Origin of the sequence: Mycobacterium canetti CIPT 140010059, from assembly GCF_000253375.1 — a bacterium.
GTDB classification, from domain to species: Bacteria; Actinomycetota; Actinomycetes; order Mycobacteriales; family Mycobacteriaceae; genus Mycobacterium; species Mycobacterium tuberculosis.
The window spans coordinates 1,450,561-1,473,898 of record NC_015848.1 but is presented as its reverse complement, the minus strand read 5'-3'; the positions used below and the strand labels follow the sequence as shown (position 1 = coordinate 1,473,898).

Sequence of the window (23,338 nt, the reverse complement as noted above, 5' to 3'; positions counted from 1 at the left end):
GGGTCACCTCACTTCCAAACTCAGCAAATCGTCGACCGTCTCCCGACGCAGGACCAGGCGAGCGTTGCCCGCGTGCACCGCTACCACAGCGGGACGGCCGACCATGTTGTAACGACTCGACAGCGAATAGCAGTAAGCGCCGGTGGCGGCAACCGCAACCAGATCGCCGGGCCGAATATCGTCGGGCACCCAGGTGTCCCGCACGATGATATCGCCACTTTCGCAGTGCTTTCCGACCAGACGGGCCGGTACCGGCGGGGCGTCGCTGACTCGAGACACCAGCCGGACGTCATACTGCGCGCCGTAGAGCGCGGTGCGGATGTTGTCGCTCATGCCGCCGTCGACACTGACGTAACGTCGATGCGCTGTGGCGCTGACATCGACGTCCTTAACGGTGCCGACCTCATACAACGTGATGGTGCCCGGTCCGGCGATGGCGCGTCCGGGCTCCACAACGAGCTTGGGCGTCGGCAGCCCCACGGCCGTTGACTCGTCGCTCACGATGGTACCCAGCTTGGCCGCGAGCTCGGCTATCGGCGGTGGGTCGTCGGACGGCAAATACGAGATGCCCAAGCCGCCACCGAGATCGACGGTCGCGATCTGTGCCGTCTTTTCGGGACCGAACTCGCCGACGACGTCGCGTAGCAGGCCGATGACACGGTGCGCGGCGAGTTCGAAGCCGTCCACGTCGAAGATCTGCGAACCGATGTGGCTGTGTAGCCCAACCAGGCGCAGGTGATCAGTGGCGAAAACGCGCCGCACCGCTGCCATGGCCGCGCCGCTGGCCACCGATAACCCGAATTTCTGGTCCTCGTGCGCGGTGGAGATGAACTCGTGGGTGTGCGCCTCGACACCGACGGTGAGACGCACCAGGACATCCTGGACGATTCCGGCCTCGCCCGCGATGGCGTCGAGGCGCTCGATCTCGGTCATCGAATCGACGACAATATGGCCGACTCCGGCTTTGACCGCAGCGGTCAACTCTGAGACCGATTTGTTGTTGCCGTGCAAGGTAATTCGCTCGGGCGGAAAGCTAGCGTGCAGCGCGACCGCCAACTCCCCACCGGTGCACACGTCCAGACAGAGCCCTTCTTCGCTGATCCACCGGGCTACTTCGCTGCACAGGAACGCCTTGGCGGCATAGTGCACGTTCGCCCCACTTCCAAAGGCCGCGGCGGTTTCTCGGCAGCGCGAGCGAAAGTCGTCCTCGTCGATGACGAACAGCGGGGTCCCGTACTCCTGGGCGAGCTGCGTCAGTGGAATTCCTGCGATGCAGACCACACCGACTTCATCGCGAGTAGTATTGCGCGGCCACACATTCGGCGCTAAGTGCAGCAGCTCGTTCACATTCGCTCCGGTGCGGTGACGCCGATGATCGCCAGCCCGTTGGCGATGACCTGACGGGTGGCCTGGCACAACGCTAGGCGCGCGGTGTGCAGGTCGGTGGGCTGCTCGTCGCCTTGCGGCAACACTCGGCACGAGTCGTAGAACCGGTGATAGTCGCCGGCCAGGTCTTCCAGGTAGCGGCAGACCCGGTGCGGTTCCCGCAGGGAGGCCGCGGTCTCGAGCACCCTCGGGAATTCGCCGAGGGTGCGCAGCAGCGTGCCCTCCTTGTCGTGGTTAAGCAGTTCGAGGTGGTTTGTATCCGGGATCAGGGCGAGTTCGGCGGCGTTGCGAGCCAGCGCTGAGAGCCGGGCATGCGCGTATTGCACATAATAGACCGGGTTTTCGTTCGACGCCGAGGACCATAGCGCCAGGTCGATGTCGATCGCGGTGTCCACCGAGGAGCGGATCAGGCTGTAACGTGCGGCGTCCACGCCGATCGCCTCGACCAGGTCGTCGAGGGTGAGCACGGTGCCTGCACGTTTGCTCATCCGGACCGGTTGGCCGTCGCGGACCAGGTTCACCATCTGCCCAATGAGCACCTCGACGGTGGCCGGGTCGTCACCGAAGGCGGCGGCCGCGGCCTTTAGCCGGGCGATGTAGCCGTGATGGTCGGCGCCGAGCATGTAGATGCACAAGTCAAAACCGCGTTGGCGTTTGTCCAAGTAGTAGGCGAGATCACCGGCGATATATGCCGGTTTGCCGTCGCTCTTGATCACGACGCGGTCCTTGTCGTCACCAAATGCGCTGGTACGCAACCAGATTGCGCCGTCCTTCTCGTAGATGTTGCCGGTTTCGCGGAGTCGGGCGATGGCGTTCTCGACCCGGCCGCCGGTGTGCATCGAGTCTTCGTGGGTGTAGACGTCGAAGTCGGTACCGAACTCGTGCAGAGACTGTTTGATGTGGTCGAACATCAAGTCGACGCCGATTGCGCGGAAGGTCTCGCGCAACTCTGCGTCTGGCAGGCTCAGCGCGTCAGGCGCCTTCTGCAGCACCTGCTCGGCGATGTTGGTGATGTAGCTGCCCGCGTAGCCGTCTTGGGGCGTGGGTTCGCCCTTGGCCGCGGCGATCAGGGAGTTGGCGAATCGGTCGATCTGGGCGCCGTGGTCGTTGAAATAGTATTCGCGGACCACGTCGGCGCCCTGGGTGGTGAGCAAACGGCCCAGCGCGTCGCCGACCGCGGCCCAGCGGGTACCGCCGATGTGGATCGGTCCGGTGGGGTTGGCGGAGACGAATTCCAGGTTGACCTTGCGCCCGGCCAGCAGCAGCGAGTGACCGTAGCTGTGGCCGGCGTCGATAACGTTGGTAACGACTTTAGCCTGGGCGACGGTTTCCAGCCGCATGTTGATAAAGCCCGGCCCGGCCACCTCCGCCGAGGCGATACCGTCGACCTTTGTCAGTGCCTCGGCAAGCCATCCGGCCAGCTCACGCGGGTTGGTGCCGACTTTCTTGGCGAGCTGCATCGCCAGGTTACTGGCATAGTCGCCGTGCTCGGGAATGCGCGGGCGTTCCACCGTGACCATCTGCGGCAACGCGGAGGCATCGAGGCCGCGCTCGGCCAGCACCGCGGCAGCGGTCGCTTTGAGCAGCTCAGCCAGGTCAGCGGGGGTCACGAACGTCCATCCTATGGGCTGAGGTGGTTGGGCTTCGAATCCGTTGCGGTGGTCAGTGGGTAGCCGCGATGCGCTACTCTGGCGGGGCCCCATGGCGCAACGTGTCGTCGTGCGCCCCCGTAGCTCAGGGGATAGAGCGTCTGCCTCCGGAGCAGAAGGCCGCAGGTTCGAATCCTGCCGGGGGCACAAGGGTTGATCTAGCCTCACGCATGGCTACAACAATGTGATCGGCGCCACCCGCGAGGGCGGCCGCGTAGTTGGCTTCGTGGTCTCGCTCTCAAATTCGTAGGGGTAAGAACCAGGGCGCCCCGCGTGCCGCGTTGCTGGCGACCCGGTGCGCCGAGCGCACGTTCCGTGTTGTCTCATTCGCCTGACGCGCTCCGGCACAGCCATGGCGGACCGTTCTCCTTGCACTGTCGGGACACCGTCGAACCGGTATCGATATTGCCAAGGATTTATTGAGAATCTGTCAAGGCCCGGTGCTGATTCTGAGGGCACGCAAACCAGCGCAACCTCCGATGACATCAGCACAAGGAGATCATCAATGTTCACTCGCCGTTTCGCCGCCTCCATGGTTGGCACCACCTTGACTGCCGCCACTTTGGGCCTGGCCGCACTCGGCTTCGCCGGGACCGCCAGCGCAAGCTCGACCGACGAAGCGTTCCTCGCGCAGCTGCAGGCGGACGGGATCACTCCGCCGAGCGCAGCGCGCGCCATCAAGGACGCGCACGCCGTCTGCGACGCCCTCGACGAGGGTCACTCGGCCAAAGCGGTCATCAAGGCGGTGGCCAAGGCGACCGGTCTGAGCGCCAAGGGCGCCAAGACGTTCGCCGTTGACGCCGCGTCGGCCTACTGCCCGCAGTACGTGACCTCGAGCTAAACAGCGACCACCACGATGTGGGGACCCCGGACGGGTCCCCACATCCGCACTTGTCGATCAAGGGTGACGTACGGTGTCATCAGTGACTTCCAGCGGCCAGAAATCCTAGTCCGAAATTGGGCCGCCTCAGCCACTCACGTCCGGGCAGTTTTTCGGCGCCACCGCACGTAGACTGCCAAAGCCGAAGTCCCGGTAGCCCTTTGGAATGCTCACCGACCGCAACACGGCAAGCGATCCCATCAGCCGGGCGACCATCCGCGTATCGCCGTCGAACACCGGCACGCCACGGATCCGCCTGCAGTCCGCCTTGGTAGGAAAGCCGAGCACACCGTCGGCGATAACCCCGATTCGAGCGCCTTCCAGAACTTCCCCCGCACCCCATCGGCCACCCGATCCCCCCGACCCCGAAACCCCTTCTGATAACCCATGCAGCGCCAACACCTCTGGTCAGGTGTTGCAGCGATCACTTGAGGTTAACGGCCGGAAACTCGCCATGAGTGCACGCTCGGCGAAGCGAGAGCGGAAAAATGCTTCTACTGCCACATCGAAGTGTTACGTAGTTCCGCCTAGTGCTCGCGGATGGGTGCATGCTTATTCGGTGACCGCAACCAGCATGCTCAACCGTCGCAAAGCCATACTGGATTACTTACAGGGCGCAGTCTGGGTGCTGCCGACATTCGGCGTTGCGATCGGTCTGGGGTCGGGAGCGGTCCTGTCGATGATTCCCGTGAAATCCGGCACGCTGATCGACAAGCTGATGTTTCAGGGCACCCCAGGCGACGCCCGAGGCGTGCTGATCGTGGTGTCGGCCACGATGATCACCACCATCGGCATCGTCTTCTCGCTGACGGTCCTGTCCCTACAGATCGCCTCCAGCCAGTTCTCGGTGCGGTTGCTACGAACCTTCCTGCGCGATGTGCCCAACCAGGTGGTGCTGGCGATCTTTGCCTGCACCTTCGCCTACAGCACCGGTGGGCTACACACCGTCGGGGAGCACCGCGACGGCGGGGCGTTCATTCCCAAAGTCGCGGTCACCGGGTCACTCGCGCTGGCATTCGTCAGCATCGCCGCGCTGATCTACTTCCTGCACCACCTCATGCACTCGATCCAGATAGACACGATCATGGACAAGGTGCGGCTGCGCACGCTGGGGCTGGTTGACCAGTTGTATCCGGAATCGGATACGGCGGATCGACAAGTAGAGACACCGCCCAGCCCCCCGGCTGATGCGGTGCCGCTGTTGGCCCCGCACTCGGGTTACCTACAAACCGTCGACGTCGACGACATCGCCGAATTGGCGGCAGCCAGCCGGTATACGGCGCTGCTGGTTACCTTCGTCGGCGATTACGTCACCGCCGGGGGCCTGCTCGGCTGGTGCTGGCGCAGGGGCACCGCGCCGGGCGCGCCAGGGTCTGACTTCCCGCAACGCTGCTTACGTCATGTGCACATCGGATTCGAGCGCACCCTGCAGCAGGACATCCGCTTCGGATTGCGGCAGATGGTGGATATCGCGCTGCGGGCACTATCGCCCGCACTCAACGACCCGTACACGGCGATCCAAGTCGTGCACCATCTTTCGGCCGTGGAGTCGGTGCTGGCATCGCGGGCGCTGCCGGACGACGTGCGCCGCGACCGCGCCGGGGAGCTCCTCTTCTGGCTGCCGTACCCCAGCTTCGCCACCTACCTGCACGTCGGATGTGCCCAGATCCGCCGCTACGGCTCGCGTGAGCCGCTGGTGCTCACTGCGCTGCTGCAGCTGCTCAGCGCGGTCGCCCAGAACTGCGTCGACCCGTCGCGCCGTGTAGCGGTGCAAACCCAAATTGCCCTGGTCGTGCGGGCAGCACAGCGCGAGTTCGCGGACGAATCCGACCGGGCCATGGTTCTCGGTGCCGCGGCGCGGGCGACCGAGGTCGTCGAGCGCCCCGGGACTCTAGCGCCGCCGCCGTCCACGTTCGGCCAGGTAGCCGCCGCGCAGGCGGCGGCGTCGACGATCCGGTCCGCTGACCGAGACGGCTAGCCCGGCGACGATGCACGCCGAAACGGCGGGTTGAGGAGCCGGGCAATCTAACCCAGCCCGGCGGGGCGACAAGCGACCAGGATTACCCAACTGGCGTCCAGCCATTCCACAGGTCGCCGAAGTCGAGGGCGACCAGCGATGCCCGGTCGACGTTGACGATTTCGCGGAAATGGTCTTGCCACCCCCACCAAACACTGATGAAGAACACGTGGTCATACCAGCTGAGCTGATAGTCCGGGGGAATGACCTCGCCCTTGTTCTCCGGCGCAAACACGGCAACGGCCAGCAAACCCAGTATTGCGGACTTTGGCAGCTGAATTTTGCCGTCATTGGCAATGCGGAGTGCGGCACTGGCGTTCACGTACGGGCTTACTTCGAATTCAACCGAGGATTCGTCAGCATGACCGTGCAACCACCGGTGAATTCCATACAGGACGTCGGCGATGTCGGGGCGCTTATCCGGCAGCAAATCCGATCTCACACCGACAGGGAAGCGAGTCTTTTCCAGGTCGACGCCAGGCGTGGCCATCACTCCGTAAATGTCGAGTGAATCCCGTAGCGCCGTCCGGAATCGAGTGCCGACGCCCAGCGTGGGATAGCGCTTCCTGCCGGTCTCGTCGACGGCGTTGCACGCGTGGAGCATCGCCACGTCCCACAGCTTGCGATCCCACTGTTGCAGCGACTGCGCAACTGACTCGCCCACGCTCACACACATGAGGCTATCGGCCAGCGGCCACCTGCCCGCGGGGTATACGTGGTGCGGCTAATCGGCGCGTTCTGCGGCCGCGCCGATGCTCGCGGGGCGCAGCCGGGCGACGATGCCGTCGAGGTCGAGACGGAACATGTCGGGCCGGAAGACGTGACCGCCAGGCACCTCGTGCGATTCATGCGGGATGCCGGCGTTGCTGAGGCGTTCGCGGAACTCCCTCTGCCCGGCTAGCACCTGGGTCTCGTTCACGCTGTCGAACCAGTTGGCCGGGTCCGGACTGGTGCCGGCGACCAGGAAGATCCGCTTGTTGCGGTAGCTGTCGATACGCTCGACCGGGTTGTCGGCGCTGACCCTAGCTTGGTCCCAGAGCGGCGCGCCGTAAACCGTGCCGCCGCCTAGATCCAGCACCGCCGAGGACAGGTTTGCCCAATGCACTACCAGGCCGAAGTCGCGGCGCAGACTTGCCGGTCCGGAGTGGCTGCTCGCCGACGCGAAGTGGCCGTAGTACTTTGCTGCGTACTTCAGCGCGCCGAAGCCACCCATCGAAAACCCGGCGACCGCGCGGCCGTCGTATTCGGCGTAGGTTCGGAAGTTCGCCTCGATCCAGGGGAGCAGCTGGGCGATGTGGAATGTCTCCCAGTTCCGTGGGCCGACGAACGAGCTGACCGGGTTGGAATACCAGCCCGCGTGCCCGCCGTCGGGCATCACGATGATGATCGGCTTTCCGGCGGTCAGGTCGCGGATGCCCAGAAAGTCGAACGTGCGGAAATCCTGGTCGGTGCCGCCGCCGTGGAACAGGTAGAGGACGGGATAGGTGCGTCCGCTGGTGCGGTAGTCATCGGGAAGCAGGACGTTGACTCCGGGGTTCCAGCCGATCGCGGAGGTCTGGAACCGGTAGTACCACAGGCGGGGATCGTTCTCGTTGCGGTCCACGATCCTTAGGCCGAACCCGTCGCTACGCCCGATGAATATGACCAGTACCTGCCCGACGTCGATGGCGCCAGGATCGGCGATGCCATTGACGGCGGCGATAAGCGGATATAGGGAGGCGTCGCCATAGAAGCGCGCAGCCAATGCCGACAGCGTGTCCCCGGCAACAACGGTGTATCGCGTGAAGTCAGGCATAATCAGCCGCTGCCCCACATTGACGACGTCGGGATCGGCGATCCCGCTGGCGGCGGCGATCAGCCAATTCAATTCCGCGTCGCCATAGAAGCGCAACGCCAACGCCGACAGCGTGTCCCCGGCAACAACGGTGTATCGCGTGAAGTCAGGCATAATCAGCCGCTGCCCCACATTGACGACGTCGGGATCGGCGATCCCGCTGGCGGCGGCGATCAGCCGATACAGTTCCGCGTCGCCATAGAAGCGCAACGCCAACGCCGACAGCGTCTCCCCCGCGACAACCGTATGTGTGCTGACCATTCGTTGACTCCTTCGGTTGCACCTGGCTCAGGCAGGCCCTGCCGATGGCTCTGGCGGCTAGTCACCATGGCGCGAGGCGCCGTGCCGCGTGCTCTCCTGCGCGCGATAGTCGTCGGCGAGCTGGGCGACGTGCTCGGGCAGCGCGCCACCGGCAACGTCAGCCAGCGTGGTCTCCTCCAGCACCGACCGCATACTGGCGCGCAGCGCGCGCCAAACGTCGGTCAGCGCGGTAGTGGGGCCCGAGTAGGGCAGGTCGCCAAGTCCGATATCGCGGACGCTAGCCAGCGGTCCGTCGATGCAGCGCAATACGTCGGCGATGCTGATCTCGGTGCCCGGACGCGCCAATTCATAACCACCCTCGCGACCGCGGTGGCTTCGCACCAGGCGGTCGGTGCGCAGGTTGGTCAGGATATCGACGAGAAACTGCGGTGGTATGCCTTGGGCCGCAGCCAGATCGTCGGTCTTGACCACGGTGCCACTGGCGGCCGTGGCGAGCTGGACCATCGCCCGCACCGCGTACTCCGCCTTAGCTGACATCCGCATGCTTCAGGATTGTGCCACCCGCTTGCCAGGGACAGCAGAGCAACCAGGCCGGCCTAAGACGATGACTCCAACAGGTCGATAACCTCCTGCGCCTGCTCGTCTATGCTGCGATCCGGCGTAAGCCGTAGGTCTGGGTTCTTGGGCCGCTGATATGGGCTGTCGATCCCGGTGAAGTGCGTGATCTCACCCGCACGCGCTTTGGCGTACAACCCCTTGGGATCACGCCTCTCACAGTCCTGCAGCGGGGTGTCACAGAACACCTCGAAAAAGTCGATTCCCGCATCAGCGTGCACTTTACGAGCCAGGGCACGGTGCTCAGCAAGGGGGCTGATCGCCGGCACCAGCACCAGGTGGCCACAATCGGCGAGCAGTGTGGCCACATGCGACAGCCGGCGCAGGTTCTCCGCGCGGTCGGCCATGGAAAAGCCCAGGTCGGCGTTGAGGCCATGCCGTAGGTTGTCGCCGTCCAGAACGTAAGCGGAGATGCCCTTTTCGAGTAGCTTCCGCTCAACCAGCATGGCCACCGACGACTTGCCGGAGCCGGACAGTCCGGTAAACCACACCGTCTTGCCCCTGGGCGGCCGATCTTGCGCAGTGACGAGCGATCTGTGCCGCACCGTGTTCGGGCTAGGCGTGCGGGCCGAGACGTCGCGTAACACCATGCCCGCCGCCACCGTTCCGTTGGTGTCGGGGTCAATGAGGATGAACGAGCCGGTGCTAGCGTTGCGGGTGTACTCGTCAAGCAGCAACGGCACCTGGGTGCGCAGCGAAACACGGCCCAGTTCGTTGAGTTTCAACGCCGTTGCGGTCTTGTCGCGATGCAGGGTGTTGACATCGAGCCGGTAATCCAGCCCGGCTATCCTCGCGCGGACGGTTCGGGTGGTGTGCTTGACAACGTAGTCGCGGCCGGGCTCTAGCACCGCGTTGTCGGCCATCCAGCACACGGTCGCATCGAATTCTTGTGTGATCCTGGGCTGGTTGTGGGTGCGAGCGATCATGTCACCACGCGAGATATCGATGTCGTCGGCGAGCCGCACCGAAACCGCCATCGGCGGAAACGCTTCTGCCACCGGGCCGTTCGGGCCGTCGATCGCGGTGATCCGGGTGGTCTTACCGATCGGCAGCACGACAACTTCGTCGCCTGAACGCATTACCCCACTGGCCACGGTGCCCGCGTAGCTGCGGTGGTCTTGATGCTCGAGGGTGTGCGGCCGGATGACGTACTGGACCGGGAATCGCACGTCGACCATGTTGCGGTCACCGGCGATGTAGACGTCTTCGAGATGCGACAGCAGCGACGGTCCCTCGTACCAAGGCGTCTGGTCGGATTTGGTCACCACGTTGTCGCCGTGCAGCGCGGAGATTGGGATGGAGGTGACGTCCTGCACGTCGAGGCGGGCCGCGAAGGCGTGGAATTCGTCTCGAATCGCGTCGAATTTCTCTTGGTCCCAGCCAAGCAAGTCCATCTTGTTGACCGCGAGCACCAGGTGGCGGATGCCCAGCAGCGACGCCAGGAAGGCGTGCCGGCGGGATTGCTCCAGCAAGCCGTGCCGGGCATCCACCAGTACGATCACCAGTTGGGCGGTGGACGCACCGGTCACCATGTTGCGGGTGTATTGGATGTGTCCCGGGGTGTCGGCAATGATGAATTTCCGCTTGGGAGTGGCGAAGTAGCGGTAGGCAACGTCGATGGTGATGCCCTGTTCCCGCTCGGCCCGCAGGCCGTCGGTGACCAGAGCCAGGTCGGTGTAGTCGTGGCCCCGGTCCTTGGACGTTTGCTCCACCGACGCCCACTGGTCTTCCATCACGGCCTTGGAGTCGTAGAGTAGCCGCCCAATCAGCGTGGACTTGCCATCGTCGACGGAACCCGCTGTCGCCAGCCGCAATAGCGTCGTCATCAGAAGTATCCCTGCCGCTTGCGGTCTTCCATTCCAGCCTCCGAGATCCGGTCGTCAGCCCTGGTCGCCCCGCGCTCCGTCAAGCGGGCCACCGCAGTTTCGGCGATGACTTCCGCGACCGTCGATGCCGACGACTCGACGCACCCGGTGCAGGTAACATCCCCGACGGTGCGGAATCGCACCGTGGCCTCGAACACCGGCTCGTCGGCTCGCGGTTGCATGTGCCGGTGCACGGCCAGCAACATGCCGTCGCGCTGAAACACCTTGCGCCGGTGGGCGAAATAGATGGACGGCAGCCTGACCTGCTCGGCGCCGATGTAGGACCAGATGTCGAATTCGGTCCAGTTGGACAGCGGGAAGACCCGGATGTGCTCGCCCTTGTGGTGCCGTCCGTTGTAGAGGTTCCACAGTTCCGGCCGCTGAGCCTTCGGGTCCCACTGGCCGAACTCGTCGCGGAAGCTGAACACCCGCTCCTTGGCGCGGGCCTTCTCCTCGTCGCGCCGGGCTCCCCCGAATGCCGCGTCGAATTGGTTCTCCCGGATGGCCCGCAGCAGCGTCACGGTCTGTATCGGATTTCGCGACGGGATGGTCTCGACGACCCGACCGGCATCGATATCGTCCTGCACCGACGCCACCACCAGCCGCACCCCGGCCGCGGCGACCAACTCGTCTCGGGTAGCGATAACTTCGTCGAAGTTGTGACCGGTGTCGACGTGCATGACCGGGAACGGCAGTCGCCCGGGCCGAAACGCCTTCAGCGCCAGGTGCAGCATGACGATGGAGTCCTTGCCCCCCGAGAACAACAGCACTGGCCGCTCGAACTCGGCGGCCACCTCCCGGATGACGTGGATGGCTTCGGCCTCCAGCAAGCGCAGATGGCTCAGTTGGTACTGGCCGGGTGCGGGGCCCACCGTCACATCGCTGGTCATGGCTTCCTGTTCCACGTCCTCATACCTGATAAATCCGGTAGGATTGACCATATTTATGGTTATTGCCATCTATGCAACCAGGCTTCCCTATCGCTGTCAACGCAGCCCCATCTCGGCGGGCTGCCGGTGCGCCAGTGCGCCCTAGGCTGACGGCTCGGGCTGCTAGGGCGTGACCTCGTTGAGTTTGCCGGTGGCGACATCGAAGACGAAGCCGCGCAGCGACGTGTGCTTGGTGACGAACGGGTTGACCTCGATGCGGCGCAGCGACTGACGGACGTCCTCGACGGCGTCGGGGTACGACTCGGGCGACCACGTGGGTCTGATGCCGGTCTCGTCCTGGATGGCGCGCTTGAAGTCGTCGTCGGTGAAAGTCAGCATCCCACAGTCGGTGTGGTGCAGCAGGATGATTTCGCGGGTTCCCAGCAGCCGCTGGCTGATGGCCAGTGAACGGATCACATCGTCGGTGACCACGCATCCGGCGTTGCGGATGACGTGTGCCTCGCCCTCCTTGATGCCCAGCATGCGGTAGACGTCCAGCCGGGCGTCCATGCACGCCACGATTGCGATGTGTTTGCTCGGCGGCATCGGTAGCGGGCCCTTGAAACCGCTCGCGTAGTCCACGTTGTTGGCCAGGTAGTCGTCGGTAACCGTCACGCGGGCCTCCTCGGGTATCGCGGTGTGGACTTTGCTACTCAGATCGACGCCGCGGTGAATTTTAACAACCGGTTACCCAGTTTTCACGCATCAGAATCGGCCCGAGCGGAACCATCCGGATCACGGGTGACCCCATCAACCGGCGCGCTGGCGGCACGCCATCGCCGGGCTCGCTACCCTGTCCCAATGCGACGCGGTGGTTGGGCATGACGCGCTATCTGGCCCGCCGGTTGCTCAACTACCTGGTGCTGCTGGCGCTGGCGTCGTTTTTGACGTACTGCCTGACCTCGCTGGCGTTCTCGCCGCTGGAAAGCCTGATGCAACGCAGTCCGCGCCCACCGCAAGCGGTTATCGATGCCAAGGCACACGATCTCGGCTTGGACAGACCCATACTGGCCCGCTACGCCAACTGGGTATCGCATGCCGTCCGTGGTGACTTCGGAACCACCATCACCGGCCAGCCTGTCGGTACCGAACTGGGGCGCCGGATCGGAGTCAGCCTGCGGCTGCTGGTCGTTGGATCGGTATTCGGCACGGTGGCCGGTGTGGTGATCGGGGCGTGGGGTGCCATCCGGCAGTACCGGCTCAGCGACCGCGTCATGACCACGCTGGCGCTGCTGGTGTTGAGCACACCGACGTTTGTGGTGGCCAACCTGTTGATCCTGGGCGCCCTGCGGGTCAACTGGGCAGTGGGCATCCAGCTTTTCGACTACACCGGGGAGACGTCACCCGGCGTTGCCGGCGGGGTGTGGGATCGGCTAGGCGACCGGTTGCAGCATTTGATCCTGCCATCGCTGACGTTGGCGCTGGCGGCCGCCGCCGGGTTCAGCCGCTACCAGCGCAACGCGATGCTGGATGTCCTCGGCCAGGATTTCATTCGCACCGCCCGCGCCAAGGGGCTGACCCGACGACGGGCCCTACTCAAGCATGGCCTGCGAACGGCGCTAATACCGATGGCCACGCTGTTCGCCTACGGGGTGGCCGGGTTGGTCACCGGAGCGGTTTTCGTCGAGAAGATCTTCGGCTGGCACGGCATGGGTGAATGGATGGTCCGCGGTATCTCGACTCAGGACACCAACATCGTCGCGGCAATTACCGTGTTCTCCGGCGCGGTCGTGTTGCTGGCCGGTTTGCTCTCGGACGTGATCTACGCGGCTTTGGACCCGAGGGTACGGGTGTCATGACGGAATTCGCCTCGCGGCGCACCCTAGTGGTGCGCAGGTTCCTACGCAATCGGGCCGCGGTGGCGTCGCTGGCGGCGCTGCTCCTGCTGTTCGTCAGCGCTTATGCGCTGCCCCCACTATTGCCCTACTCCTACGACGACCTTGATTTCAACGCATTGCTGCAACCGCCGGGCACCAAGCACTGGCTGGGCACTAACGCGCTGGGCCAAGATCTGCTGGCGCAGACGCTGCGTGGCATGCAGAAGTCGATGCTGATTGGTGTTTGCGTTGCGGTGATCTCGACTGGTATCGCTGCCACGGTTGGAGCGATCTCGGGATATTTCGGCGGCTGGCGGGACCGGACACTGATGTGGGTGGTCGATCTGCTGCTAGTAGTGCCCAGCTTCATCCTGATCGCCATCGTTACCCCGCGAACCAAGAACTCGGCAAACATCATGTTTCTTGTCTTGTTGTTGGCCGGCTTCGGCTGGATGATCAGCTCTCGCATGGTGCGCGGGATGACGATGAGCTTGCGAGAACGCGAATTCATCAGGGCCGCACGATATATGGGTGTCTCCAGCCGCCGGATCATCGTCGGCCATGTGGTGCCCAACGTCGCATCCATCTTGATCATCGACGCCGCCCTCAATGTTGCCGCCGCCATCCTGGCCGAAACCGGGTTGAGCTTCCTTGGTTTCGGTATTCAACCGCCGGATGTGTCGCTGGGCACCCTGATCGCCGACGGCACCGCATCCGCGACCGCGTTCCCGTGGGTGTTCTTGTTTCCCGCCAGTATCCTGGTGTTGATTCTGGTGTGCGCCAACCTGACCGGCGATGGCCTGCGCGACGCGCTGGACCCAGCCAGCAGATCCCTGCGCCGTGGTGTGCGATGAGCCCCCTGCTCGAGGTGACCGATTTGGCCGTCACCTTCAGGACCGATGGCGATCCGGTGACCGCGGTGCGCGGGATCAGCTACCGCGTCGAGCCCGGCGAGGTGGTCGCGATGGTGGGCGAATCGGGTTCAGGTAAGTCCGCAGCGGCGATGGCGGTGGTGGGCCTGCTGCCCGAGTACGCGCAGGTGCGTGGTTCGGTTCGGCTACAGGGTACCGAACTGTTGGGGCTTGCCGACAACGCGATGTCCCGGTTTCGAGGCAAGGCGATCGGCACGGTGTTCCAGGATCCGATGTCTGCGCTCACCCCGGTCTACACCGTCGGCGACCAAATCGCCGAGGCCATCGAGGTGCACCAGCCCCGTGTTGGCAAGAAGGCCGCTCGTCGGCGTGCGGTGGAACTGCTTGACCTGGTCGGTATTTCGCAGCCGCAGCGGCGTTCCCGTGCGTTTCCGCATGAGCTTTCAGGTGGCGAACGCCAACGCGTGGTGATCGCCATCGCGATCGCCAACGATCCCGACCTGTTGATCTGTGACGAACCGACCACGGCGCTCGACGTCACGGTGCAGGCGCAGATCCTCGACGTCCTCAAGACGGCGCGCGACGTCACCGGCGCCGGGGTGCTGATCATCACCCACGACCTCGGCGTCGTGGCCGAGTTCGCCGACCGGGCGCTGGTGATGTACGCCGGACGGGTCGTCGAGTCGGCCGAGGTGAATGATCTGTACCGCGATCGCCGGATGCCCTACACCGTGGGGCTTTTAGGCTCGGTCCCCCGGCTGGATGCCGCGCAGGGCACCCGGCTGGTGCCGATACCGGGTGCGCCCCCGTCGCTGGCGGGCTTGGCACCGGGTTGCCCGTTCGCGCCGCGCTGCCCGCTAGTCATCGACGAATGCCTTACCGCGGAACCCGAATTGCTTGACGTCGCTACCGATCACCGGGCGGCCTGCATCCGCACCGAGCTGGTCACCGGGCGCAGCGCCGCCGACATCTACCGGGTCAAAACCGAGGCCCGCCCGGCTGCACTCGGCGACACCTCGGTGGTCGTGCGGGTACGTCATCTAGTCAAAACCTACCGGCTGGCCAAGGGCGTGGTGCTGCGCCGGGCGATCGGCGAGGTCCGCGCGGTCGACGGCATCAGTCTCGAACTCCGGCAGGGCCGCACGTTGGGTATCGTCGGCGAATCCGGTTCGGGCAAGTCGACCACCCTGCACGAGATCCTGGAGCTGGCTGCGCCGCAATCGGGATCGATCGAAGTCCTCGGCACTGACGTCGCCACGCTGGGGACAGCGGAACGCCGATCGCTGCGCCGCGACATCCAGGTGGTCTTCCAAGACCCGGTGGCGTCCTTAGACCCGCGGCTGCCGGTCTTCGATCTGATTGCCGAACCATTGCAGGCCAATGGGTTCGGCAAGAACGAGACTCACGCGCGGGTCGCCGAGCTGCTCGATATCGTCGGACTGCGCCACGGCGACGCCAGTCGTTATCCCGCCGAGTTCTCCGGCGGTCAGAAGCAGCGCATCGGCATCGCGCGGGCACTGGCGCTCCAACCCAAGATCCTGGCACTCGACGAACCGGTGTCGGCACTCGATGTCTCCATTCAGGCCGGGATCATCAACCTGCTGCTCGACCTCCAAGAGCAGTTCGGGTTGTCATATTTATTTGTTTCCCACGATCTTTCGGTGGTCAAACACCTCGCCCACCAGGTGGCGGTCATGCTTGCCGGTACCGTTGTTGAGCAGGGCGACAGTGAGGAGGTCTTCGGCAATCCGAAACACGAGTACACCAGGCGACTGCTGGGCGCGGTACCGCAACCGGATCCGGCCCGTCGTGGCTGACCGTGGCCAGCGACGAGGCTGCGCCCCGGGCATCGCGTCTGCGCTCAGGGCGTCGTTTCAGGGGAAATCCAGACCCTGGACGCAGACTCGATATTGGGCTTTCGCGTTATTAACACCGCTCGTCGTGGCTATGGTGCTCACCGGATGCTCGGCCTCCGGTACCCAACTCGAACTCGCGCCCACTGCGGACCGCAGGGCCGCGGTTGGCACCACCAGCGACATCAATCAGCAGGATCCCGCCACGTTGCAAGATGGCGGCAATCTTCGCCTGTCGCTCACCGACTTTCCGCCCAACTTCAACATCTTGCACATCGACGGCAACAACGCCGAGGTCGCGGCGATGATGAAAGCCACCTTGCCGCGCGCGTTCATCATCGGACCGGACGGCTCGACGACGGTCGACACCAACTACTTCACCAGCATCGAGCTGACCAGGACCGCCCCGCAGGTGGTCACCTACACCATCAATCCCGAGGCGGTGTGGTCCGACGGGACCCCGATCACCTGGCGGGACATCGCCAGCCAGATTCATGCGATCAGCGGCGCCGACAAGGCATTCGAGATCGCTTCTAGCAGCGGCGCCGAGCGTGTGGCGTCGGTAACCAGAGGGGTCGACGACCGGCAGGCCGTGGTGACGTTCGCCAAGCCGTACGCGGAGTGGCGCGGTATGTTCGCGGGCAACGGCATGCTGCTGCCGGCCAGTATGACCGCCACACCCGAGGCATTCAATAAGGGTCAACTCGATGGGCCCGGTCCGTCGGCGGGTCCGTTCGTCGTGTCTGCCCTGGACCGCACCGCGCAGCGAATCGTGTTGACCCGTAACCCGAGATGGTGGGGGGCACGGCCACGCCTGGACAGCATCACATACCTGGTGCTCGATGATGCCGCCCGGCTGCCGGCGCTGCAGAACAACACAATCGACGCCACCGGCGTCGGCACACTGGACCAGCTGACCATCGCGGCGCGCACCAAGGGCATCTCGATCCGGCGCGCCCCCGGGCCCAGCTGGTATCACTTCACCCTCAACGGTGCGCCTGGGTCGATCCTCGCCGACAAGGCGCTGCGCCTGGCGATCGCCAAGGGCATCGACCGATACACCATCGCCAGGGTCGCCCAATACGGCCTCACCAGCGACCCGGTGCCACTGAACAACCACGTCTTCGTCGCCGGCCAAGACGGCTACCAGGACAACAGCGGCGTTGTCGCCTACAACCCGGAACAAGCGAAACGGGAGCTGGACGCCCTGGGCTGGAGGCGAAGCGGCGCGTTCCGGGAGAAGGACGGTCGCCAGCTCGTCATCCGCGATCTGTTCTACGACGCACAAAGCACCCGGCAGTTCGCCCAGATCGCCCAACACACCCTGGCGCAGATCGGCGTCAAACTCGAACTTCAGGCCAAGTCCGGCAGCGGTTTCTTCAGCGACTACGTCAACGTGGGGGCTTTCGACATCGCACAGTTCGGCTGGGTGGGCGACGCGTTTCCGCTGTCATCGCTCACCCAGATCTACGCTTCGGACGGGGAAAGCAACTTCGGCAAGATCGGTAGCCCGCAAATCGACGCCGCGATCGAGCGAACGCTGGCAGAACTCGATCCCGGCAAGGCGAGGGCCTTGGCCAACCAGGTCGACGAGCTGATCTGGGCCGAAGGATTCAGCCTGCCGCTTACCCAGTCGCCCGGCACCGTTGCGGTCCGCAGCACGCTGGCCAACTTCGGCGCGACGGGTCTGGCAGACCTGGACTACACCGCCATCGGGTTCATGCGACGCTGAGCCGGCGGCGACCAGCTCAGCTGCGGATTAAGTCGGCGGCCTTCTCCCCGATCAGCACCGACGGCGCATGCGTATGCCCACGAACCGTGCTGGGCATCACCGACGCGTCGGCGACGCGGAGTCCGTCGACACCGCGGACCCGCAGCTGCGGATCCACCACGCTGGCCTCGTCGCTGCCCATGCGGCAGGTGCCCATCGGGTGGTACAGGGTGTGCGAACAAGTGGCCAGCGCCAACTCGAGAGTGGCCTCGTCCAGCTCGGTGCTGTTGCGCGGTCGCGCGATGGACCCAAGGAGATCTCTGAGCGGGCGGGCCTGCGCGATCCGCGCGCATATCCGCAGGCCCGCCATCATGGCGGCCCGGTCTACGCCACCGAGATCGGACAGGTAACGCGGTTCGATGACAGGCTTGGCATGCGGATCGGCGGACCGCAGCGTGATCTGGCCACGGCTTTGCGGCGCGACCAGAATCGGGCCGAATACCACACCGTGACCAGCCGGTGGAACCAGCGCTTCGTCGTAAAACGGCGCCGGGGCAAAAATCAACTCCAAATCGGGCAGCTTCAGTTCGGGTCGGCTGCGGACAAATCCGTACGCCTCGCCGACGTTGGAGGTGAGCATGCCGCGGCGTCGCAGTAAGTAGCTGATCAACTGGCCGGGCTTCTCGGCGGCAAACAAGCTGTCCCTTTCGACGTCGAAACCCAGCACCGTGACGAGATGATCGAGCAGGTTGCACCCGACCTCGGGCGCGTGGTAAACGGTGTCGATGTCGTGTTCGGCGAGGTGGTCGCGGTCGCCGATGCCGGAGAGCATCAGCAGCTGAGGGCTGTTGACGGCACCAGCGCAGAGCACCACCTCGCGGCGGGCGTAGACGATGCGGGTTTGACCGTCGCTTTGGTATTCCACGCCGACGGCCCGGTCGCCGTCGATGACCACCCGGGTAGCAGTGGCGCCGGTAAGCACACGGAGGTTTTTACGGCGCATCGCGGGCTTCAGATAGGCGTCGGCAGTACTGAATCGAGCACCGCGGCGCTGGGTGACGACGGTCTCGCAAAAGCCTTCCGGTCGAGGGGAATTCGGCCGCGCAGCGGCAAATCCGCACTCACGTGCGGCTGCCAGCCACGCTGCGGTCACCGATCTTGGGCTGCGTTGCCGGGAAATATGCAACGGACCGGTTACTCCGCTGTCGTCACCGCTGACAAAGTGCCAGGCAGCGGTGACGTTCTCGATGCGGCGAAAGTAGCCGAGCACGTCGGCGTACGACCACCGCGGACCGGCTCGCGCGGCCCACTCATCGTAGTCTGATGCGAATCCACGCACCCACATCATTGCGTTCATGGACGACGAGCCACCGAGCACCTTGCCACGAGGCCAATAGATTTCGCGGCCGTCGAGCTCCGGCTGCGGTTCGGTTAGGTAATCCCAGTCGATCTCGCTGCGGAACAGCTTGGAAAACGCCGCTGGGACGCCGATGAATCTGTTCTTGTCACGCGGCCCCGCCTCCAGGGCCACCACCGTCGTGGCCGGATCGGTGCTAAGCCGGCTGGCCACAACCGCCCCGGCTGAGCCGGTACCGACCACGACGTAGTCGCTCTGAGTGTCCATCGCATGCCCCCGTTTCGGGCTCACTGTATGGCGTCCAGATCGATGCGGTGCGCACCTTTGACACCGCCGTATCGGGTGGGACTGCACGTCAGCACGATCACCTGTCCGTCGACGCCGATGGTGTCAAAGACCTCCCCCATCTTGGCTAGTCGCTCCGGATCGGTGAACCCCAGCGCGTCGTCGATCAGCACCGGAACGGCGTCCTCCTTGGCGACCAGCGCCGCGCCGGCCAATCGCGCCAGGATGCCAAGCTGTTCTTTGGCCCCGCCCGACAAGCACTCGTAGGGCACGGTTCTGTCGTCCAGGGTGCGGCTGCGGATGCGCAAATCGGTATCGACCTCGACCTCGAAAGAGGGCCCGAACACTGGGCGGCCGAGCCGATGTAGCTCCGCCCGGTATGGCTCGACGTAGCGCAGCCGGGTGGTGTCGCGGTGGCGTGCCATCACCGAGCGGAGCAGCCTGGCGGCCCGGGCCCGGCGCCCGACCCGCGCGTGGTGGCTGGCGGCGTGCTCACGCTCGGTTTCGGCGGCATCAAGCTTGCCCTTGCGGCCCTGGGTGCCGAACACCGAGAGTTCGACGCCGACCTCGTGCAACGCGCGAATGGCCTCGTCGTGACGTTCGCGCAGCAACTCGACGGCGTCGGCGGCCTCGGCCAGCTCGGCGGCTACCGCGTCCGGCGCCGTAGCTGCGAGCTCGTCGGCCAGGTCGATCACTCGCTGCTCGGCCGTCTGCAGTACCCGCAGGTCGGCCTCGGCCTTGGCGGCGAGCTCATCGTCGCCCACGGACGCCCGCTCACAGGCCAACCGAGTCATGGCCGCACCGAGCTCGGCGCTTTCGGCGGCCGCTGCGTTCTGTAGAACCGTTGCCCGCGTGGATGTCTCCGCGAGCCGGCGAGCGGCGCCAGCAGCGATCTGACGGCGGGTCTCGCAGTCCTTCTCCGCGGCGATTCGAGCCGCCTCGACCGCATCCAATTCAGCGCGGGCCGTAGCGGTATCCGTCGAAACCAGATCGAGCTCGGCCGGTTGACCGGCACACAACTGTTCCAGGCGGGAACGCAGTTGGTCGACCTGTTCATTGCCACACAGGCCGGCCAGAGTGGCGGTCAGCTGATCGCGGCGGCTCAGCAGTTCGCGTCGGCACAGATCGGCGGAGCGTGCGGCGGCTAGGTCAGCGACCTCTCCAGCCGCCAGCGCATCAGCCAATTCCTGTTGTGCTGCAGCATATTTGGCTTGAAAGTCGAGTGCGGTCGCACCCGGGACGATCCGTGCGGTCAGGACGCCGGGAACCTTGACCTCGGTGGGGCCGGTGGCAGTGACCGACCAGCTTTGGCCCGCGGACAGCGACACCCGTTGATCGCCGACGCCGAGCTCGATGTCGACGGCGGCGGTGAACTCCACCGCCGCGGAGATCGACGCCAGCTGTGCACCGCCGCGATCGACGGCTGCCGCAGCACGTTCGATCCGACTCAGTAGCTCCTCGGTCAGCGTGACCGCGGACAGCTCCGCGCAGACCCGGTCGCGATCACCCTCGATGTCGTCGATCCTGGCCAGCCGGGCGGCCAACCGGTCGGCCTCCTCGCGGTCGGCGAGCTGGTCGAGGGTGCGCCGGGCCGACTCGGCGCGAAGGCGGACGGCCGTCAATACCTGGGTTGCCTCCGTGAGCGCGGCATCGCAGGCCTCGGCCTCCGCGCGCGCCGTCGCCTGCTCGTCTGCGGCCTGCCGCGCTTTTGCCTCCGCAGCAACGACGGCCGCAGTGCGCGTGTCGATTTCGGTGAGCAGGCCCAGCCGTCCGGCGTGTGCGGCGGTGGAAGCGCCGCTGGTCGCGGCCGCGGCAGTAGCGATCAGCTTGGCTTCGCGGGCGTCGTCGGTGATTGCGGCGATCTTCTCGGCGGCGACTCGCGCAGCTTCGAGCCGCAGCTGGTGAGCAAGTAGTTGCTGCGACAGCTCAGCCACCTGCTCGGTGAGCTCGGTGTGGCGACGAACCCCGTCGTCGACCTCGGCTACCGCCGCCGCGCAGTCGGCCACCGCGGCCTCGGCGGCCGCCAGCCTAGAGACCGCCGCGGACCACTCTCCGGTGGGGCGCCCGGTCGGGGTGAAGTAGCGCGCATACTCGGCCTCGATCCGCTCGATGAGCAGCGACTCGGTGCCCGACAGCGCGGCGTCATCACCGGCGGCGAGATCGAGCGCACGCGAGAGCGCGTCGCAGCCAGACAGATCCACCGCGGCCGTCGAGGCGGCCTGCAGCACCCGCTGGGCATGCCACAGTTCGGTGTCGACCGTTTCGGCCAACATCGTCCGGACCCGCTCGTGCGCTTCGTCGCCGGTCAGCTGCTCGCGGCGCGGTGCCAGCACGGTCAACTCCGTCTCGCACCGCTTGTGGAAACGCTTGCGGTAGACGAAACGATAAGGGCCGCTGCTGATTTCGGCAATGACCTCGGAGCCGACATCAGCGTTGGTAGGCTTGACCTGCTTGACTTCCTTCTTCGTCGAGCGGTCCTTGTACTCGAGCAGCAGGTCCAGCGCCTCGACCATGGAGGACTTGCCGATCTCGTTGGCGCCGCACACCACCACCACTCCATGATCGGGGAATTCGATGTCACGGTGTGCGATGCCGCGGTAATTGGTCAGGGCCAGCCGGTGCAGCTTCACGCCGCTCCCCGGTCAGCGAGCCGCAGCAACAGTGCCAGCGCCGCCTGGGCATCGACGGCGGACTCGTCGTCACCCCCGCGCGCGGTCGCGACTAGCTCGTCGACGGCCGCGGCGGCGAACCCCCCGATGCCGAGGTCGGTGAACTCGGCGTCGACGGGTATCACCGCTAGGTCGGTGTGACGTTCCCACAGACCCAGCCAGGCGAACAACCGCGCGTACTTGTCCAGACAGGTATCCAATGCGGCGCGGTCAGTGACCGTCAGCGAACCGGTCAGGGCCAGCCGCACCACGGTGCGGTCCTTATCCGTCATCAGATCCAGGTTCAGGTCCAGGTCGGCGATGTCCCGGCTGGTGTCGACCTGGTGGTGCAACGTAACGAACCGCCAGCGGCCGATGCGACGGGCGTCGACGGTGACGGGATGTCGCGGGTCGCTTTCGTCGATGTCGACCACTAGGACGTGACCGGGGTCCGGTTCGACGTCGTCGAAGTTGGTGACTTCCGGTGCACCGGAGTACCAGACCCGCCCGCTGCTGCCGACCTGGGTAAGCGAATGTTTGTCACCTAGGGCCACATAATGAATCGCCTGTCGAGTCAGCGCGTCGTCGAGTGCGGCGAGCCTGATCAGCGACGGTTTGTCGTGGTCGGGGTCCAGCGCGTCGACACCCCCATGGGCGACGAGCAGCCGAATAGCGGCGTCTGTGGGCAGGCCGGCCAGCACCTCGGCAACCGGGTCGGTGGTGGGCGCCTTGGACCGCCACGGCGCCGCGACGATCTGGACTCCCGGCCGGACCTCGTGGACGCCAGCTCGGTCGAGCACCACAACGTTGTCCGGCCGTTCGGCTCGAAACAGCGTGCTGGTGTACACCGACGAAGCGTCCAGCGGGTCATGGTTACCCGGCAGCAGATAGACCGGAAGGCCGATCACGCGCATGGCTTCCAAGGATTGACCGACTATCTGTGGCGCGAGCTGATTGTGTTCGAAGACGTCACCGGCGACTACGACGAATTCGGCGCCCACGTCGGCGGCCAGCGCTTTTAGTCCAGCGACTGCGTCACGGCGGGCAGCAGAATATCGCGGCTGGGCGTCACCGGCGAGAAAGTGACGCGTCATGCCGAGCTGCCAGTCGGCAGTGTGCAGGAATCGCATCCCATCCCTCCTGAGTGCGTGGCTGTCAACGCAAAGCGAGTGTAGGTCTGCACACCGACAAGGCGCGGGACCTCGCCCGGCAGGTCCCGGGCGCGGACTCACCGGCGGGGCAGCATGCCGCCCGTGTTTGCCCGGGCGATGCCAGCCCTATCCTTTGGGCACAGAATGCTCGCCCTACCTATCAGCGCCCTATGGCTGACGCCTCGGCTCGAGCCAGGCGATCGCAACG

Annotated in this window: 18 protein-coding genes and 1 tRNA gene; 7 read left to right on the top strand and 12 right to left on the bottom strand. The window is 65.3% G+C overall.

Annotation, left to right across the window (positions count from 1 at the left end):
- Positions 1–3: 3 nt before the first annotated feature.
- Positions 4–1,347: a diaminopimelate decarboxylase gene (lysA, locus tag MCAN_RS06880; protein WP_003406632.1), complete on the bottom strand. Its 1,344-nt coding sequence runs from the start codon at positions 1,345–1,347 to the stop codon at positions 4–6.
- A complete protein-coding gene (argS, locus tag MCAN_RS06875) occupies positions 1,344–2,996 on the bottom strand; it encodes an arginine--tRNA ligase (RefSeq protein ID WP_014000702.1) in 1,653 nt (550 codons plus the stop codon). The genes lysA and argS overlap by 4 nt, the downstream gene beginning before the upstream one ends.
- A gap of 113 nt (positions 2,997–3,109) precedes the next feature.
- Between argS and MCAN_RS06870 the strand changes: the two genes are divergently transcribed.
- Together MCAN_RS06870 and MCAN_RS06865 are read left to right on the top strand one after the other, a co-directional pair.
- A tRNA-Arg gene (locus MCAN_RS06870) sits at positions 3,110–3,182 on the top strand.
- 358 nt (positions 3,183–3,540) lie between these two features.
- Positions 3,541–3,876, top strand: coding sequence for a DUF732 domain-containing protein (locus MCAN_RS06865; RefSeq protein ID WP_003406629.1), 336 nt, complete (start codon positions 3,541–3,543; stop codon positions 3,874–3,876).
- 126 nt (positions 3,877–4,002) lie between these two features.
- On the opposite strand, the gene MCAN_RS06860 is transcribed toward MCAN_RS06865, so the two are convergent.
- Positions 4,003–4,317 carry a hypothetical protein gene (locus MCAN_RS06860; RefSeq protein ID WP_014000701.1) on the bottom strand — a complete coding sequence of 105 codons (315 nt, stop codon included), beginning with the start codon at positions 4,315–4,317 and terminating at the stop codon, positions 4,003–4,005.
- A 10-nt stretch (positions 4,318–4,327) separates the two neighbouring features.
- On the opposite strand from MCAN_RS06860, the gene MCAN_RS06855 reads away from it, so the two are divergent.
- The gene (locus MCAN_RS06855) at positions 4,328–5,893 is read left to right on the top strand and encodes a DUF2254 domain-containing protein (protein WP_014000700.1); all 1,566 of its coding nucleotides are present in this window, start codon (positions 4,328–4,330) and stop codon (positions 5,891–5,893) included.
- 82 nt (positions 5,894–5,975) lie between these two features.
- On the opposite strand, the gene MCAN_RS06850 is transcribed toward MCAN_RS06855, so the two are convergent.
- The 6 genes from MCAN_RS06850 to canA form a co-directional block, all read right to left on the bottom strand.
- A complete protein-coding gene (locus MCAN_RS06850; protein WP_003406626.1) occupies positions 5,976–6,608 on the bottom strand; it encodes a hypothetical protein in 633 nt (210 codons plus the stop codon).
- A gap of 48 nt (positions 6,609–6,656) precedes the next feature.
- Positions 6,657–8,027, bottom strand: a complete 1,371-nt coding sequence (locus tag MCAN_RS06845; protein ID WP_014000699.1) for an esterase — start codon at positions 8,025–8,027, stop codon at positions 6,657–6,659.
- A gap of 57 nt (positions 8,028–8,084) precedes the next feature.
- Positions 8,085–8,570, bottom strand: a complete 486-nt coding sequence (locus MCAN_RS06840; RefSeq protein WP_003406624.1) for an Rrf2 family transcriptional regulator — start codon at positions 8,568–8,570, stop codon at positions 8,085–8,087.
- A gap of 53 nt (positions 8,571–8,623) precedes the next feature.
- On the bottom strand, positions 8,624–10,468 hold the full coding sequence (cysC, locus tag MCAN_RS06835; RefSeq protein WP_003406621.1) for an adenylyl-sulfate kinase: 1,845 nt from the start codon (positions 10,466–10,468) through the stop codon (positions 8,624–8,626).
- Positions 10,468–11,466 (bottom strand): sulfate adenylyltransferase subunit CysD, encoded by a 999-nt coding sequence (gene cysD / locus MCAN_RS06830; protein ID WP_003406618.1) that lies wholly within the window; start codon positions 11,464–11,466, stop codon positions 10,468–10,470. Before cysD ends, cysC begins: the two co-directional genes overlap by 1 nt.
- A gap of 93 nt (positions 11,467–11,559) precedes the next feature.
- Positions 11,560–12,051, bottom strand: coding sequence for a beta-carbonic anhydrase CanA (canA, locus tag MCAN_RS06825; protein ID WP_003406616.1), 492 nt, complete (start codon positions 12,049–12,051; stop codon positions 11,560–11,562).
- A 206-nt stretch (positions 12,052–12,257) separates the two neighbouring features.
- On the opposite strand from canA, the gene MCAN_RS06820 reads away from it, so the two are divergent.
- From MCAN_RS06820 to oppA, 4 genes are read left to right on the top strand one after another with little or no spacing between them, the layout of a single operon-like run.
- Positions 12,258–13,235 (top strand): ABC transporter permease, encoded by a 978-nt coding sequence (locus tag MCAN_RS06820; RefSeq protein WP_003406613.1) that lies wholly within the window; start codon positions 12,258–12,260, stop codon positions 13,233–13,235.
- A complete protein-coding gene (locus MCAN_RS06815) occupies positions 13,232–14,107 on the top strand; it encodes an ABC transporter permease (protein ID WP_003406607.1) in 876 nt (291 codons plus the stop codon). The genes MCAN_RS06820 and MCAN_RS06815 overlap by 4 nt, the downstream gene beginning before the upstream one ends.
- Positions 14,104–15,942, top strand: coding sequence for a dipeptide ABC transporter ATP-binding protein (locus tag MCAN_RS06810; RefSeq protein WP_014000698.1), 1,839 nt, complete (start codon positions 14,104–14,106; stop codon positions 15,940–15,942). Before MCAN_RS06815 ends, MCAN_RS06810 begins: the two co-directional genes overlap by 4 nt.
- A complete protein-coding gene (gene oppA, locus MCAN_RS06805) occupies positions 15,935–17,710 on the top strand; it encodes an oligopeptide ABC transporter substrate-binding protein OppA (protein WP_003900310.1) in 1,776 nt (591 codons plus the stop codon). The genes MCAN_RS06810 and oppA overlap by 8 nt, the downstream gene beginning before the upstream one ends.
- Before the next feature lie 16 nt (positions 17,711–17,726).
- Here the strand turns inward: oppA and MCAN_RS06800 are convergent, their stop codons facing one another.
- Genes MCAN_RS06800 through MCAN_RS06790 form a run of 3 tightly spaced genes read right to left on the bottom strand, consistent with a single transcriptional unit; the run spans position 17,727 to position 23,109 of the window.
- Entirely contained in the window at positions 17,727–19,313 is a 1,587-nt protein-coding gene (locus tag MCAN_RS06800; RefSeq protein WP_014000697.1) for a GMC family oxidoreductase, read from the bottom strand.
- 20 nt (positions 19,314–19,333) lie between these two features.
- Complete coding sequence (locus MCAN_RS06795; protein WP_014000696.1) at positions 19,334–21,961, bottom strand: AAA family ATPase; 2,628 nt, start codon at positions 21,959–21,961, stop codon at positions 19,334–19,336.
- The gene (locus MCAN_RS06790; RefSeq protein ID WP_003911418.1) at positions 21,958–23,109 is read right to left on the bottom strand and encodes a metallophosphoesterase family protein; all 1,152 of its coding nucleotides are present in this window, start codon (positions 23,107–23,109) and stop codon (positions 21,958–21,960) included. The genes MCAN_RS06795 and MCAN_RS06790 overlap by 4 nt, the downstream gene beginning before the upstream one ends.
- Positions 23,110–23,338 lie beyond the last annotated feature (229 nt).